At 46.5% G+C, this 15,254-nt stretch carries 13 protein-coding genes; 1 reads left to right on the top strand and 12 read right to left on the bottom strand.

Features of this window, described 5'->3' with window-relative positions; all coding sequences use genetic code 11:
• Positions 1-175 precede the first annotated feature (175 nt).
• Positions 176-1,702, bottom strand: a complete 1,527-nt coding sequence (locus tag ACK1LH_RS02455; protein ID WP_411334385.1) for a cation acetate symporter — start codon at positions 1,700-1,702, stop codon at positions 176-178.
• 15 nt (positions 1,703-1,717) lie between these two features.
• Positions 1,718-2,050, bottom strand: coding sequence for a DUF485 domain-containing protein (locus ACK1LH_RS02450; RefSeq protein ID WP_029567156.1), 333 nt, complete (start codon positions 2,048-2,050; stop codon positions 1,718-1,720).
• A gap of 215 nt (positions 2,051-2,265) precedes the next feature.
• Here ACK1LH_RS02450 and ACK1LH_RS02445 point away from each other — a divergent pair, with 215 nt between their 5' ends.
• Positions 2,266-3,471 carry an MFS transporter gene (locus ACK1LH_RS02445; protein WP_411334384.1) on the top strand — a complete coding sequence of 402 codons (1,206 nt, stop codon included), beginning with the start codon at positions 2,266-2,268 and terminating at the stop codon, positions 3,469-3,471.
• Positions 3,472-3,527: 56 nt separating this feature from the next.
• Here the strand turns inward: ACK1LH_RS02445 and ACK1LH_RS02440 are convergent, their stop codons facing one another.
• The 10 genes from ACK1LH_RS02440 to ACK1LH_RS02395 all read right to left on the bottom strand — a co-directional run bounded on the left by ACK1LH_RS02440 (position 3,528) and on the right by ACK1LH_RS02395 (position 15,219).
• Positions 3,528-4,049, bottom strand: coding sequence for a type 1 glutamine amidotransferase domain-containing protein (locus tag ACK1LH_RS02440; RefSeq protein WP_411334383.1), 522 nt, complete (start codon positions 4,047-4,049; stop codon positions 3,528-3,530).
• Positions 4,050-4,114: 65 nt separating this feature from the next.
• Positions 4,115-5,938 (bottom strand): ABC transporter ATP-binding protein, encoded by a 1,824-nt coding sequence (locus ACK1LH_RS02435; protein WP_411334382.1) that lies wholly within the window; start codon positions 5,936-5,938, stop codon positions 4,115-4,117.
• On the bottom strand, positions 5,919-7,661 hold the full coding sequence (locus tag ACK1LH_RS02430; protein ID WP_411334381.1) for an ABC transporter ATP-binding protein: 1,743 nt from the start codon (positions 7,659-7,661) through the stop codon (positions 5,919-5,921). Before ACK1LH_RS02430 ends, ACK1LH_RS02435 begins: the two co-directional genes overlap by 20 nt.
• A gap of 215 nt (positions 7,662-7,876) precedes the next feature.
• On the bottom strand, positions 7,877-9,376 hold the full coding sequence (locus ACK1LH_RS02425; RefSeq protein ID WP_051827397.1) for an alanine/glycine:cation symporter family protein: 1,500 nt from the start codon (positions 9,374-9,376) through the stop codon (positions 7,877-7,879).
• A 208-nt stretch (positions 9,377-9,584) separates the two neighbouring features.
• Positions 9,585-10,316 (bottom strand): glycerophosphodiester phosphodiesterase, encoded by a 732-nt coding sequence (locus tag ACK1LH_RS02420; protein WP_411334380.1) that lies wholly within the window; start codon positions 10,314-10,316, stop codon positions 9,585-9,587.
• Between the two features lie 87 nt (positions 10,317-10,403).
• Complete coding sequence (locus tag ACK1LH_RS02415) at positions 10,404-11,747, bottom strand: ABC transporter substrate-binding protein (protein WP_407656393.1); 1,344 nt, start codon at positions 11,745-11,747, stop codon at positions 10,404-10,406.
• A 23-nt stretch (positions 11,748-11,770) separates the two neighbouring features.
• The gene (locus tag ACK1LH_RS02410) at positions 11,771-12,583 is read right to left on the bottom strand and encodes a carbohydrate ABC transporter permease (protein WP_029567160.1); all 813 of its coding nucleotides are present in this window, start codon (positions 12,581-12,583) and stop codon (positions 11,771-11,773) included.
• Entirely contained in the window at positions 12,580-13,512 is a 933-nt protein-coding gene (locus tag ACK1LH_RS02405) for a carbohydrate ABC transporter permease (protein WP_203289488.1), read from the bottom strand. Before ACK1LH_RS02405 ends, ACK1LH_RS02410 begins: the two co-directional genes overlap by 4 nt.
• A complete protein-coding gene (locus ACK1LH_RS02400) occupies positions 13,509-14,621 on the bottom strand; it encodes an ABC transporter ATP-binding protein (protein WP_411334379.1) in 1,113 nt (370 codons plus the stop codon). Before ACK1LH_RS02400 ends, ACK1LH_RS02405 begins: the two co-directional genes overlap by 4 nt.
• Positions 14,608-15,219: a glycerol-3-phosphate responsive antiterminator gene (locus ACK1LH_RS02395; protein ID WP_411334378.1), complete on the bottom strand. Its 612-nt coding sequence runs from the start codon at positions 15,217-15,219 to the stop codon at positions 14,608-14,610. Before ACK1LH_RS02395 ends, ACK1LH_RS02400 begins: the two co-directional genes overlap by 14 nt.
• Positions 15,220-15,254 lie beyond the last annotated feature (35 nt).

Genomic DNA, 15,254 nt, shown 5'->3' with positions numbered 1-15,254 from the left:
AAGGCACCACATCAATTGGTTGCATAAATTTATCGACTGTCCTTCATTTGTTTGACTATGTATGCTATTAGCTTCATAATTTCTTAGATTCTTGAAACAGCTCTATGATAGAATACCAAAAAAAGGCGGCAGCCCCTCCATAAAAGAAGGGCTGCCGCCTTTTCATTTTTCTATATCACTTCATTCCCGTATTCGCCTTTACGAGGATTTCATCAAATTTCTTTGCATCTTCTTTTTTACTCGACACAATCGTTCCGATGTATGCTCCTAAAAAGCCAAGCGGTATGGATACAATGCCCGGGTTTGAGAGGCTGAACAGCGGCTCTCCCGTTAAGATTGCCGCTCCTTCAGGCGACCATACGTTAGGACTGATGGCAACCAGAAACAAAGAGCTGAACAGGCCTGTCAGCATTCCCGTTACGGCACCTGCCGTGTTAAACTTCCTCCAGAAAATAGTCAGAACTAGAATTGGAAGGTTCGCACTCGCAGCAACCGCAAAGGCAAGCGCTACGAGGAAGGCGACATTCATATTTTGAGCAAAGAGAGCCAATAGAATGGACAGAACAGCCACTCCGATTGAAGCCCATCTTGCTGCCACAACCTGTTCTTTCTCTGTTGCCTCCCCGCGGCGGAGGATATGACTGTAAAAATCATGCGCAAAAGCGGAAGCCGCTGAAAGCACGAGACCGGCCACTACTGCAAGAATCGTCGCAAAGGCAACAGCCGATACGAATGCAAACAGGAAGTCGCCGCCAATCGCTTCAGCGAGAAGCGGTGCCGCCATGTTTCCTGCCGCATTTGCAGCCACAATGTTGTCATAGCCGACAAACGCCGCAGCGCCAAAGCCAAGAAAGACCGTCATTACATAGAAAGCGCCGATAATCCATGTTGCATACACAACTGATTTCCGGGCCGTAATCGCATCCTTTACTGTGAAAAAGCGGATCAGGATATGCGGAAGTCCTGCCGTACCCAGGACAAGCGCAAGATTCAGGGAAATCGTATCAAGCGGATTTGTGAATTTGTTCCCCGGATTCAGGAAGCTTTCTCCAAGCGGAGTAGCTGTCTGCATCTCAGAGAACATTTTCGCAATGCTGAAATCAAATTTTGCAAATACAATAACAGATATAATAAACGTCCCAATCATCAGCAGAACGGCTTTAACAATCTGAACCCAGCTCGTTGCGGTCATACCGCCGAACACAACGTAAATCGTCATCAGCGTTCCTACGATCAGGACAGAGTACACATAATCAATGCCAAGCAGGAGATGAATGAGGCCGCCTGCACCTACGAGCTGCGCAATCATATAAAATATCGAAATGGAGATGGTATTAAGGGCTGCCACACCGCGTACCTTGCTGTTGTTAAACCTTGCTGCGATCATATCCGCCATCGTATACTTGCCCAAATTGCGGAGCGGCTCAGCAATTATGTACAACACGACAAGGTAGGCCACAAGAAAACCAATACTGTAAAAGAAGCCGTCAAATCCAGAAAGCGCTATCATTCCCGCGATACCCAAAAAGGACGCCGCAGACATGTAGTCTCCTGCTATAGCCAGTCCATTCTGAAACCCGGTGAGACTGCTGTCTGCTGTATAGAAATCACTCGTTGTCTTCGTGCGCTTTGAGGCGAAATAAGTAATGAATAAGGTCATAATGACGATCCCTAAAAAGAGGGAGAATGCCAGCATATTCATGGTTCGGTTTCCTCCTTACCTAGTTGACTCTGATTTGATTGTTTCTACGATCTCGTCAAATTTCCTTGCTTTGCGGGAATACATCATACAAAGAGCCCACGTCATGATAAACTGTGCAAATGCGAATACCCACGCCCAGCTGACGGGTCCTGCTGCAGGCTGATTTAAAACATCGGAATACGCCGTAAGGACCGGCAGCGTAAAATAAAATGCCAAAAAGAATAAGGTCATCGGGAGAATAAAACTCCGCTTGGCTTGAAGCAGCTTCTGAAAGGACTCGGACTGTACAATTTTTGTGTAATCGACTGCAGATGGGGCCGCTTTAACTTGTTTTTTTCCATCGTTCACGCTACATTCCTCCTCAGGTTACAATCTGGCCGTTAACCTTCCTTTCCTTCCATATTTTCACACTCTCATTATATAGTTACCTGAAAAGTATGTAAATTCAGAAATCTTAACTTTTAAAATTAGCATCTTTCGAATCATACAAAGATAGATAATCTCGGCTAGGTAGACTAAAATAAAAAGGATTACTGAATTACGTTTTTTTACAGGAGGATATTATGGAGAAGAACCAATCCCTTCCGACCAGGAAATTGCTTGGCATCGCCGGTCTCGGGTGGCTGTTTGATGCAATGGATGTCGGCATGCTGTCGTTCATTATCGCGGCTCTTCAGTCTGACTGGGGACTCAGTGTAAAGGAAATGGCCTGGATCGGGAGCATGAATTCGATCGGCATGGCTGTGGGCGCCCTCGTGTTCGGGCTGCTTTCAGATAAAATCGGCCGGAAACAGGTATTTATTATTACTCTACTTCTATTTTCTATCGGCAGCGGTTTGTCTGCCTTCACAACGACTCTTACTGCCTTTTTGATCCTGCGCTTTTTTGTCGGCATGGGGCTTGGCGGAGAACTTCCTGTCGCATCTACCCTTGTGTCGGAAAGCGTTGCACCTGAAAAGAGAGGAAGAATCGTCGTCCTGCTTGAAAGCTTCTGGGCTGCAGGCTGGCTGATCGCTGCCCTTATTTCTTACTTTGTTATACCGTCGTACGGCTGGCAAACAGCGCTTCTGTTAAGTGCATTGCCTGCGTTTTACGCTCTTTACCTGCGGCTGAAGCTTCCTGACTCACCGCAATTCCTTGCCACTAAGAAAGAACAGCGGCCTTCTGTGCTTGAAAATATGAAAACGGTCTGGTCAAAACAATATGTCCGTCAGACGACCATGCTTTGGATCTTATGGTTCTGTGTCGTCTTCTCTTATTACGGCATGTTCCTTTGGCTGCCGAGCGTCATGGTGCTGAAGGGGTTCAGCCTGATTAAAAGCTTCCAGTACGTTCTTATCATGACCCTCGCCCAGCTTCCGGGTTATTTTACCGCAGCTTGGTTTATTGAAAAGTTCGGCCGGAAATTTGTGCTGACCACGTACCTAACAGGAACGGCCGTAAGCGCGTATTTCTTCGGAACAGCTGAATCTCTTGCGCTTCTGCTCACATCGGGAATCTTTCTTTCATTCTTCAACCTGGGGGCATGGGGTGCACTTTATGCGTATACTCCAGAACAGTATCCGACTGCCGTAAGAGGAACCGGTGCAGGTATGGCTGCATCGTTTGGACGGATCGGCGGAATACTCGGTCCGCTACTTGTCGGCTATTTAGTGGCGGCCGAAGCATCCATTACGTCCATCTTCACCATTTTCTGCGCCTCCATCTTGATTGGAGTCCTTGCTGTTATCGTTCTCGGAAAAGAAACAAAGGCAAAAGTTCTTTCTTAAAGAACGCTAAAAAACCTTCCGGCAGCTCCGGAAGGTTTTTATCTGTTTATTTAAAGTCAATCAGCAAGAACATCCGCAAATGCCTTCACATAAGGCGGCAGATCCGGCGGTCTTCTGCTTGAGACAATGTGGCCGTCCACAATAACCGGCACGTCATGCCAGATGGCGCCTGCATTTTCCATATCATCTTTAATGCCCGGTGTACTCGTGACATTTCTGCCCTCAAGAATTTTAGCTGAAATTAGCACCCAGCCTGCGTGGCAAATTTGGCCGATCGGCTTTTCTTTTTCGTGCATGTCCTTAACCATCTGAAGCACTTCAGGATACCTTCTAAGCTTATCAGGCGACCAGCCTCCAGGAACCAGGATGGCATCATAATCATCAGACCTGATGCCTCCAAATGCATAGTCCGATGTAGCAGGGACTCCATACTTTCCAATGTACGTCTCGTTTGCTTTTTCACCGACAAGATGCACCCTTGCCCCTTCTTCCTGCAGGCGAAGCACAGGGTACCACAGTTCCAGATCCTCAAACTCTGCGCTGACAAGAGCAATCACTTTTTTATTTGCTAAACGCATCGAACCACCTCCACCATCAGTATAGCATGTCCTTTTGATGAATGAAAAAACAGGCCGAACTAAGCTCAGCCCGTTTCCTCCTTCAGCTGGCTGTGATACAGCCCGTAATAAAATCCTTTTTGCTTTAATAAAGACTCATGGCTGCCGCTTTCTATCAGAGCTCCGTTTTCGAGCACTAAAATCTGATCAGCCTTCTGAATCGTGTTCAGCCTGTGGGCAATGACGAAGCTCGTTCTCCCCTTCATCAGCCGCTGCAGGGCTTCCTGGATTTTCAGCTCAGTGATGGTATCAATGCTGCTTGTTGCTTCATCTAGCACAAGCATCACCGGGCTTGAAAGAATGGCCCTCGCAATAGAAAGCAGCTGCTTTTGTCCCTGGCTGATGCCGCTGCCTTCCTGTGTAAGAACAGTCTGGTAACCATCTTTCATCTTCATGATAAATGTATGGGCATTTGCTTCTTTTGCGGCGTTCATGACTTCTTCATCCGACGCATCGAGGCGTCCGTAGCGGATGTTTTCCATAATGGTGCCTTTGAAAAGAAAAGGATCCTGAAGGACAAAGGCCATATGCTCTCTGAGGCTGCTTCGCCTGATGGTAGTGCTCGGTGTTCCGTCGATCAGAATCTCGCCTGAATCCGGGTCGTAAAACCTGGACAGCAGATTGATCATCGTGGTTTTCCCTGCCCCGGTCGGCCCGACAATCGCCGTTGTTTCCCCCGGAGAAGCGCGGAAGCTCACATGCTCAATTGTCTGCTGGTCATCTTCGTAAGCAAAGGAAACGTCCGAAAAAACGACCTCTCCTTTTACATCCTTAAGATTGACCGCCTCTTTTTCATCGAAGACTTCCTCCTCTTCATCCAAAATCTCAAATACACGTTCAGCTCCGGCAACTGCCGACAGAATGGTGTTGAACTGATTGGCAAGCTCGTTCAGCGGGCGGGTAAACTGTCTGGAGTATTCGGTGAAAATAACAATAACACCAATGGTCACTGCACCGTTTAAAGCAAGGATGCCGCCAACTAAAGCAACGACTGCGAAGCTCAGGTTATTCAGCATATTCATCAGCTTCGGTATGAATCCCGATATCGTCTGAGCCCAAAATCCGGCTGCTTTCAGGCGTTTCCCTTTTTCAAGAAACTCGGAAATCACCCGCTCCTCTTGAGAAAAGGTCTTCACAATCCGCTGCCCTGAAATGGTTTCTTCAATAAACCCGTTCAGGTCACCGAGATTGCGCTGCTGCTCTTTAAACAGTTTTCCGGTTCGATTTGTGATCCACCTCATTCCAAAATACATAATTGGAATGATTGCAAACGTAATCAGGGTCAGGAGCGGACTCAGCCAAAGCATGACGCCTATCGTCCCAGCAAGCGTCAGGATGCTTGAGAAAATCTGAATGACGGAGCTGTTTAAAGTAGAACTCACATTTTCAATGTCATTTGTCACCCGGCTCATCAGCTCCCCGTGCTGCCGTTTGTCAAAATATGAAATCGGCAGGCTGTGGAAATGCCTGAAAAGCTGGGTTCTCATCGTAAAGACCGTATGCTGCGCAATCCCGATCATCCATACGTTCTGCAAAAGCAGCGCGGCGGATTGAATAAGATAGATGAACGCGAGGGCAATCAGGAGCTGAATAAACCCGCCGCTTTCCTTCGTGACAATGTAATCATCGATAACCATCCCAATCAGATAAGGACCCAGCAGTCCAAGAAAAGAACTCAGTACGACCATGAGCAGAACCAGTATGAGGAGCCCTTTTTTCAAAGACAGATAGGACCATACCCGAGTGATCGTTCCAAACCAGTTTTTCGGTTTTTCCTTCTTCTTTTTCGGCGGAACGTTTTCCGGCTTAATCCTCGGGTATGAAAATGGCTTACTTAGCTCTTTGAACATGCTGCACGGCCTCCTCTCCAAACTGCGAAGCATAAATTTTTCTGTAAAGAGATGATGATTCCATCAGATCATCATGTGAACCCTGTGCGAGAATTTCCCCTTCATCAAGCAGAAGAATCTTTTCTGCTTCCATGGCGGTGCTGATTTTCTGGGTGATCAGGAAGGTTGTGCATTCATAGGTTTTCAAAGCCTTCAAAAGCTTAGCTTCTGTCTTCAGGTCAAGCGCACTCGTACTGTCATCAAGAAGAAGAATTTTCGGTTTCCGGACGAGGGCCCTTGCAATTGACAGCCTTTGTTTCTGTCCGCCTGAAAGGTTTACTCCCTTTTGGCCGACGCGTGTGTCATATCCATTTGGCAGCTTTTCAACCGTTTCATGAATTTGAGCATGCATCGCCGCTTCCTTTATTTCATCAAGTGACGCATGTTCCCTCCCCCAGGCAATATTTTCTCTGATCGAGCCTGTAAACAGCAGCGACTCCTGGGGAACAAAGCCGATTTTGCCTCTTAAACTTTTCAGCTTCATATCCTGCAGGCTTACTCCGTCAATCGTAATTGCCCCGGACGATACATCATAAAGTCTCGGTATTAATGTGAAGATGGACGATTTTCCTGAACCGGTCGCTCCCATAAGCGCGACTGTCTGCCCAGGGGAAACTTGAAAAGATAAATTTCTCAGTACATTCGCATCCGATCCGGGATATGAAAAAGAGACATTCCGAAACTCAATCTCTCCTTGTTTAATCACGTGTTTCTCTGAGGAACCGGCCGTATCCGTTAAATCAGCCGCTGTCTCAAGCACATCTTTTATCCGTCCTGCAGATGCTTTCGCACGCGAAAACGCCATAATAATAAAGGAGAAAATCGAGAGAACAGATGAAATCCGCAGAGCATAGTTGACAATGGCGACAATTTCGCCTACTTTTGCATCACCTGCTCCGACCCGTGCACTTCCGAACCAAAGAATGGACAGAATGCTGATGTTCATGACGAAAAGCAGAATCGGCATCACAATTTCCATCAGTCTGAGAGCTGAAACTGTGTCTTCCCTCAACTCCTCATTTGATTTTGAGAAGCGGGTCATTTCGTGATTCCGTCTCAAGAACGCTTTAATAATTCTCATGCCTGTCAGATTTTCCTGCATGACACCATTAACTGAGTCAAGGCGCTCCTGTACCGCTTTAAAAAGCCCTCCTCCCTTTTTCATCATCCAAAGCAAAAAGATGACAAGCAGCGGTATAGAAATAAGCAGAATGAGAGCAAGCCTGAAATTAACGATCAGAGCCATAATGGTGCCTCCGATGATCAGCAGCGGCGCCCTGAGCATGATCCGAAGACTCATGAAAATGGTGTTCTGCAGCTGTGTCACATCATTTGTCATCCTGGTGATGAGAGAAGATGCCGGAAACAGGCTGAAGTTTGCAAAAGAAAAGGACTGGACCTTCTCAAAAAGCTTTTTCCTGATATCAAATCCAAAGCTTTGACTGACGTGGGCTGCATAAAAGGAATTGGTCACACCTGCTGCGAATGCTGCAAGTGAAATACCCGCCATGATGCTCCCCCAATAAATCACAACAGATAAATCATTTTTCAAAATGCCTTCATCAATGATTTTCGCCATCAGAAAAGGGTGAAGCAGCTCCACCCCGAGCTCAATCAGCATGAGGGTTAAGGCCACACCAACTGCTATGCGGTATGGCTTAAGTAAAGAAAAGACGTTTGACATACAGTTGCCTCCCTGCGGTGCAAATCATTTAGCTTATCTAATATCTCGAATTCTATTCATTTAATTCTACTCCTAAATCCTAACATTTTGAATATTTAGTCGATAGAAAGATAGTATTTATTTTAAACCCGCCCTATAAGTTTGTAAATTATTGTAACACCAAAGGACAAACGGCATAGAAAAGGACCTCCCGCATTGACGGGAAGTCCCAATGATTAAGAATTCAGGTTTTGATCTTTTTTACCTAAAACAGAAGGATTCGGAGAGTCCTCGTGCTTATATTCATGCTCCCAGAAATCCGCATTTTTTATTCCGAGCTTAACCGGGTCAAAAACAGGATCGAGACCCTGCTTCTTCTGCTCTTCGTAATCTTTTAGAGCAAGAAGGGCCGGCTTTGCCAGAATTAGAATGGCGATCAGGTTCAGCCAGACCATGATTCCAAGCCCAACGTCACCGAGTCCCCATGCAAGGGTTGCCGTTTTAACAGATCCATAGAACGTTGCTCCAAGAAGGACGACTTTTACAAGGAACATAGGAATCTTGTTGCTCTTTCCTCTTGTTAAATACGCAATGTTGGTCTCAGCGATGTAGTAGTAAGCCATAATCGTTGTGAAAGCAAAGAATAGAAGAGAGATGGCCACAAACCCCGAACCAAAACCAGGAATCGGAATAACCGACTCAACGGCAGCCTGTGTAAACACCGGCCCCGGCTCAACATCTGCACCAAGCTGATTGACGATAAACGTTTCATCAGGTGCCTGCGTATTGTACATGCCTGTGAAAAGAATCATGAAGGCAGTCGCAGAACAGACAAACAGCGTGTCAATGTAAACAGAAAAAGCCTGGACAAGACCTTGTTTCGCAGGGTGGGAAACCTCTGCAGCCGCTGCAGGGTGAGGACCTGTTCCCTGACCAGCTTCATTGGAGTAAATTCCGCGTTTTACACCCCATGCAATCGCCATACCGACAATTCCGCCAAAAGCAGAATCAAGTGCAAAGGCACTTTTGAAAATAAGGGCGATGACACCCGGCAGTTCAGTAATGTTAAAAGCAATGATAACGAGTGAAACAAGAATATAGCCAACTGCCATGAAAGGGACGACAACCTGTGCAACAGTAGCGATCCGCTTTACACCGCCGAAAATAATAAGGGCTAAAAGTACAATAAGTCCAAGTCCTGTTATGACAGGGTTAATTCCAAATGCATTATCAAGACCAAGAGCGATGGAGTTGGCCTGTACACCAGGCATGAGCAGGCTCATTGCAAGGAGGGCGGCAAATGCAAAAGTAATGCCGTACCATTTCATTCCTGTCCCTTTTTCAATATAGTAAGCCGGACCGCCTCGATACTGTCCGTCCTGTTTGACTTTATAAATTTGAGCCAGAGTGGACTCGATAAAAGCGCTTGAAGCTCCGATGAAGGCAATCGCCCACATCCAGAAAACAGCACCCGGTCCGCCGAAACCGATAGCCGTTGCAACACCGGCAATGTTACCTGTACCTACGCGGCCGGACAATGCAATCGATAAAGCCTGAAAAGAAGAAACTCCCGCTTCAGAGCTTTTGCCCTGAAACATCAGAAGCACCATATCCTTGATATGCCGCACCTGCAAAAATCGGGTCAAGATGGAGAAAAGCAATCCTACAGCCAAACAAATGTAAATCACGGGTGTGCTCCACAGAACACTGTTTAAGCTATCAACAAACGCCTGCAATCAAAATCCCCCTCTTTAAAACAGAATTTTCTTTCTTTTTAGATTATAAGGGATAAACCAGGACTGTACAATCACTATTTTGATAGAATATGTGCCATATGTAGTGCTTAATTCTCTTGTAAGCGGAAACAACCTTGTAAAAACGGCTTATTTTTTCTTACACACGATGTTAAAAAACCTTACATTAACGTCATTTAAAAAAGTGCGCCTATAAAGGCACACTTTTGTTCCCGAGAAATAGATCGGGGTAATCGGTTATGATGGCTGAAACACCGGCTTTTTTAAAGGCCTCCAGCTGATCTGTCTGATTTACCGTATAAACTCTCAGCGCGTACCCCGCTTCTGCCGCGCGCTTGCCTGCCGGAGACGCTGCATACGCGCTTTCACAATGAAGGGCGCTCGCCCGCACTCTTTTTGCTTCCTCCATCATGTTGGACGGGATCCCCTGAAAGAGGAGCGCCGTTTCAACATCAGGAGCGAAATCACGGATTTTCCCCATGCTGCTGAATTGAAAAGATGAAAGGATCACCGATTTCTCCATACCCGATCTTTCAATGCATTGCAGCACGTTCTTCTCAAGCCCTTCATATGGAAACACATCGTTTTTCAGCTCAATGTTCACTTTCATATCCGGCATTTCAGATTTAATATAGTCCAGAACATCCCGAAGGGCAGGGATTGTCTCTCTGGAATACCGTCTGTTAAACCAGCTCCCGGCATCAAACAGCTTCAGCTGTTTATACCTGAAGTCTTTGACAAAACCGATGCCATTTGTCGTCCTGTCGATTCTTTCATCATGAATCACAACCGCTTCGCCGTCCTTAGTGAGCTGAACATCCAGCTCTATACCGTCTGCGCCTGCTGCACAGGCAGCCCGAAATGCCGCCATCGTGTTTTCCGGATGCTCTCCGCTGCAGCCTCTGTGTGCAAAAATCTCCATGTACCTTTCTGCTCCCTTCTGCGGTCTCTATAATAAAACGGAAAAGAAGAACTGATGATTCTGCATGCAATCATCAGTTCTCTCCCCTTATTTCCCTTGCTTTTTACCTGCTGTTTCAAGCGCACGGTCGGTCTCAGCCGCTGCCTGGTCCAGCGCCTTTTGAGGATCCATGCCCTGATACAGGCTTTCCATTCCGGAAACGACTTTTTGTCTTGATTCAGGGAAAACGGAAATGAGCGCGCCCTGTGTAGCTGTGCTTGCTTTCGTGTCATGAAGCTGGTCAACTGTCACCTTCAGCTGCGGGTATTTTTCCCACTGCTCTTTCACAATTTCCTCTTCGTAAGCTGCAGGGTTTATTGCAAAGTATCCTGTTTCAACGTGCCATTTCGCTTGTACTTCAGGTGTAGAAAGATACTTCATAAATTCCCATGCACCCTTTTGCTTTTCTTCGCTTATGTCTTTAGACATCCAAAGAGAAGCACCGCCGATGACAACACCCTCGCGTTCTGCTTCATCCGGTACAGGCAGGTAAGAAACTCCGACTTCAAACGGCGCATTATCAACAAGGGCTTTAACGCCTGCTGAAGAATCAAGGAACATAGCCATCTTGCCTGACTGGAATGCCGCTCTCATATCGTCCCAGTTTTGTCCGGCATTGTAGAACGTTCCGTCTTTGTACATGTCTTTGATCAGATTAAATACGTTTAAGCCTTTTTCGTCATTGAACGTTGCTTTTACAGCATCTCCGCTTCTTCCATTCTCATTGTCTACGTATTCGCCGCCCTGTGCAGCAAGCAATTCTTCAAAAAACCATCCGTAATTCAAGATTGAGAATCCATACTGTGACGTATTTGAACCTTCTTTAACCGTCAGTTTTTCAGCAGCAGCTTTCAGCTCGTCATACGTCATCGGAGCTTTTTCAGGATCAAGGCCTGCTTTTTTAAAGGCATCTTTGTTGTAAACAAGAACAGGTGTTGAAGAGTTAAACGGCATTGAATACTGCGTGCCGTCAACAGTGTAGTAATTTGAGATATTCTTTTCCCATTGAGCTGTATCAAAATTTTCTTCATCGATAAACTTTTGGACAGGCTGGATTTTCCCGCTGTCGATCATGTATTTCGTTCCAACTTCAAATGTCTGCATGATGGAAGGCGCCTCTTCTGTGCCCGCAACCGTGTTGAATTTTGTCAGTGCTTCTTCATACGTTCCCTGAAACACAGGTTTCACTTCTACCTCGTCCTGTGATTCATTAAAATCTGCGGCTAAATCGTTCAAAACAGTTTCAAGCTCTCCGCTCATGGCATGCCAGAAAATCACTTCCGTTTTTCCGGCTTCATTCTCACCAGATGCTTTACCTTCGCCGTTTGTACCTGCAGAATTGGAACATGCACCAAGAATGATTAAGAGAATAGAGGATAAAATAACTGCCAGTTTCTTCAATTTACTCGCTCCTTTTATTTGATTGCACCTTGAGTTAAGCCTTTCTGGAAATGCTTTTGCCCGACAAATAACAGTACTAGCGTCGGCAGAATCACGACTACGGCTGCTGCCATCACCACCCCCCATTGAGAAGAGATTTCCTGCGACTGCATCTGCTTCAGCCCGATTTGAACGGTTCTGACTTTTTCATTGTTTGTCACAAGCAGCGGCCACAGATACATGTTCCACGTTGTTAGAAAACTGTAAATCCCAAGCGTGATCAAGCTTGTTTTAGATACAGGCAGAACGACCCTCCAGAAAAAAAGGAACCGGCTGATGCCTGCAACCTGGGATGCTTCATAGAGCTCAAGAGGAATGGTTTTAAATTGCTGCCGAAGGAGAAAAGTACCGAAAGCCAGCGCAAAAAACGGAATCGTCAGACTCGAGTACTCATTGATCCATCCAAGCTTCTGAACCGTTAAGAAGTTCGGGACCATCGTAGCTTCCCACGGAATCATCATCGTTGAGATGAAGACCATAAACAGCAGATTTCTCCCTTTAAAGGGAATAAACACAAAGGCAAAGGCGGCAAGGCTCGAAACAGCAAGCTGGCCGATCATGACAATGACCGAAACAAAGAAGCTGTTCCAGAGGAATTGAAGAAGCGGAACCTTCTCAAAGGCTGCCGTATAATTATCAAGCGTCACTTTTTCCGGCAGCAGCTTGCCCTGAAGCACTTCTCCTCCCTGCATGAAGCTGATTAAAAAGGCATAGATAATCGGAAACATCATCAGAAGGGCTGCCAGAATCAGCAAAGCATACATGAGGAATTTCTTAGCTGCACTCATCTGTAATGCACCTTCCTTTCACCGATCTTAAACTGAAGAATGGTCATAGCAAGTATGCCGAGGAAGAGAATAACCGCCTGGGCACTCGCTGAGCCGATGTTGTAATTAATAAAAGCATCCTTATAGATGGAATACACAATCACGTTTGTTGATTCCATCGGTCCGCCCTTCGTCAAAATATCGATTTGTCCAAATGTCTGAAATGCATTAATGAACGAAACCGTAATGACGAAAAAGAGCGTTGGAGAAAGCATTGGAATCGTGATTTTTCTGAGCTGATAGAAATAGCCCGCCCCTGATATTCTCGCACTCTCGTAAAGCTGCTCATCGATATTCTGAAGGCCTCCCAATAGAATGAGAAAAGAGAAACCGGCATTCATCCAGATGGTGGATACCGAGACGGCAAGCAGGGCGTATTTAGGATCAAGCAGCCATTGAACCTCTGTAAAACCAAGAGTCCCTACAACTTTGTTGATCACACCGATGGCCGGATTGTACATAAACATCCAAATGACAGATGATGCGGCCACACTCATTCCCATTGTCGAAGAGAAGAGCGTTCTGAAAAAGCCGATGCCCCTGAGCTTTTCATTGGCAATCAGCGCCAGAAAAAGGGACAGGACAACACCTGCAGGCACGGTGTACACCACAAACAGCAGCGTTGCTTTCATGCTGTTCTGAAAAGCAGGAGACTGCAGGAGATACGCATAATTCTCAAGTCCGGTAAAGCTTATCGGCACTCCTTGTCCGTCTGTCAAAAAGAAGCTTAAATAAATCGTTCTGAACATGGGATAAAACAAGAACACCGAAAACAGCACAATGGAAGGAAGCAGATAAAGCATGCCTTCTCCAAATGAACGCAGCTGAATCCTCTTTTCCTGCCGGACTTCCCCGCGCGCTAAAGCAGCAGGAGCTTCATTCACGTTCATATGAAGGCCTCCTGTCCAAGCACCCGGCCAGACTCCCTCGGATGTGAAAGGAGGCATTCACCGGATTGTCTGTCAAAAAGAAACACATCTTGCTCAGCTACATAAAACGGAAGCATCGAACCCACCTTCACGTCCCACTGGCCATTCCATTTCGCAAGCCACTGCTTGTTTCCGCCAATAAAGAATGAAATAAGTGTTTCCGTGCCGAGAATTTCGACATTTGCCACTTCAGCAGAAAAGGTCGTTTTACCTGAAGCAGGCTGAATATGCTCAGGCCTGATTCCCGCAGTCAGCTTCCGCTCAAAAGCCGGAAGACTGCCTGTAACCGGAATGGTATGCTGATTTTCAACCATGATCGCACTGCCCGTGATATCTGCCGGCGCGAGATTCATAGGGGGCGCACCGATAAACGATGCCACAAATTCATTTGCAGGATTGTTGTAAATCTCAAGCGGCCTGCCAATTTGCTGAATTTCTCCGTTATTTAAAATCATCATCGTATCTGCCATCGTCATCGCTTCCGTCTGGTCATGCGTGACATAGATCATCGTAATGCCAAGTTTGCGCTGAATCTGGCGGATCTCTGACCGCATTTTCGCTCTCAGCTTGGCATCGAGATTGGAAAGAGGCTCATCCATCAGACAAATAGGCGCATGAGTGACGATTGCTCTTGCAAGAGCAACACGCTGTCTCTGACCGCCTGACAGCTGTCTTGGCTTACGTTTAAGCAGGTCAGATAACCCGAGCATCTCGGCAGCCTCAAGGCATCGCTGCTTTTGCTCCGCCTTTTTTATTTTTTTCGTATGCAAACCGAAGGTGATGTTTTCTTCAACCGAAAGATGGGGATACAGCGCATAATTCTGGAAGACCATCGACAGGTCCCGCTTGCTCGGCGGAAGAGCATTCGCCGTTTTCCCGCCAATGACAAGCTCTCCGCCTGTCACATCTTCAAGCCCTGCGATCATCCTGAGCATCGTGCTTTTCCCGCAGCCGGACGGACCGACAAGGACGAAGAATTCGCCCGGTTCAATCACTGCGCTGATTTCTTTTATAACATCCGTTTTCGAATCATAAGATTTCGAGACGTTTTTCAGTTCAACTTTTTTCATCTGCCGTCATCCTTTCCTTCTGCGCATATTTCTTCCAAAGCCATGCTCTGCCCGTTGAGGCCGCAAGAGCTCCGCTTTCAAGCGCCTCTTCAATATGCCCCGTATTCTGGATCAGGCCTCCCGTAATGATGGGGACGTCTGTTTCATGCTTTACTTTTCTGATCATTTCAGGGATCAGTCCCGGCATAATCTCAAGTGCATCCGGCTCAATTTCATTCACCGCTTTCAGTCCGTTTGCCAGTGCGTCTGAATCAATCAGGAACAGCCTCTGAATGGTCAGCAGTCCCTCATTCTTAGCCAGCTGAATCAAAGAACTTTTCGTAGTCACAATTCCTGTAGGCCTGACAAACTTAGCAATGAACCTCAGCCCCTCCCTGTCATAGCTGATCCCGGGTATCTTTTCAAGGTGCAAAAAGACATGACGATCGTTTTTTTTCAGAAGATCCACATACCGCTTAATGACACTGATGTTCCCCATCAGCAGAAAAGCAGACTGAATATCCGTCTCAAGGAAGCGGTCAAAGCTTTTGGGATCTTTAATAGCTGCAATAAGCCTGTCTTCATGCAGCCGGCTGATAAATTCCTGATGCGTATCCAATGCTTTTTCAGCTCCCTTTTTTCATATATAGGCAA

The sequence above is a fragment of the Metabacillus indicus genome, assembly GCF_046603695.1.
Lineage (GTDB): Bacteria > Bacillota > Bacilli > Bacillales > Bacillaceae > Bacillus_P > Bacillus_P indicus.
The sequence above is the reverse complement of the archived record's forward strand: the minus strand, read 5'-3'. Positions and strand labels throughout refer to the sequence as shown.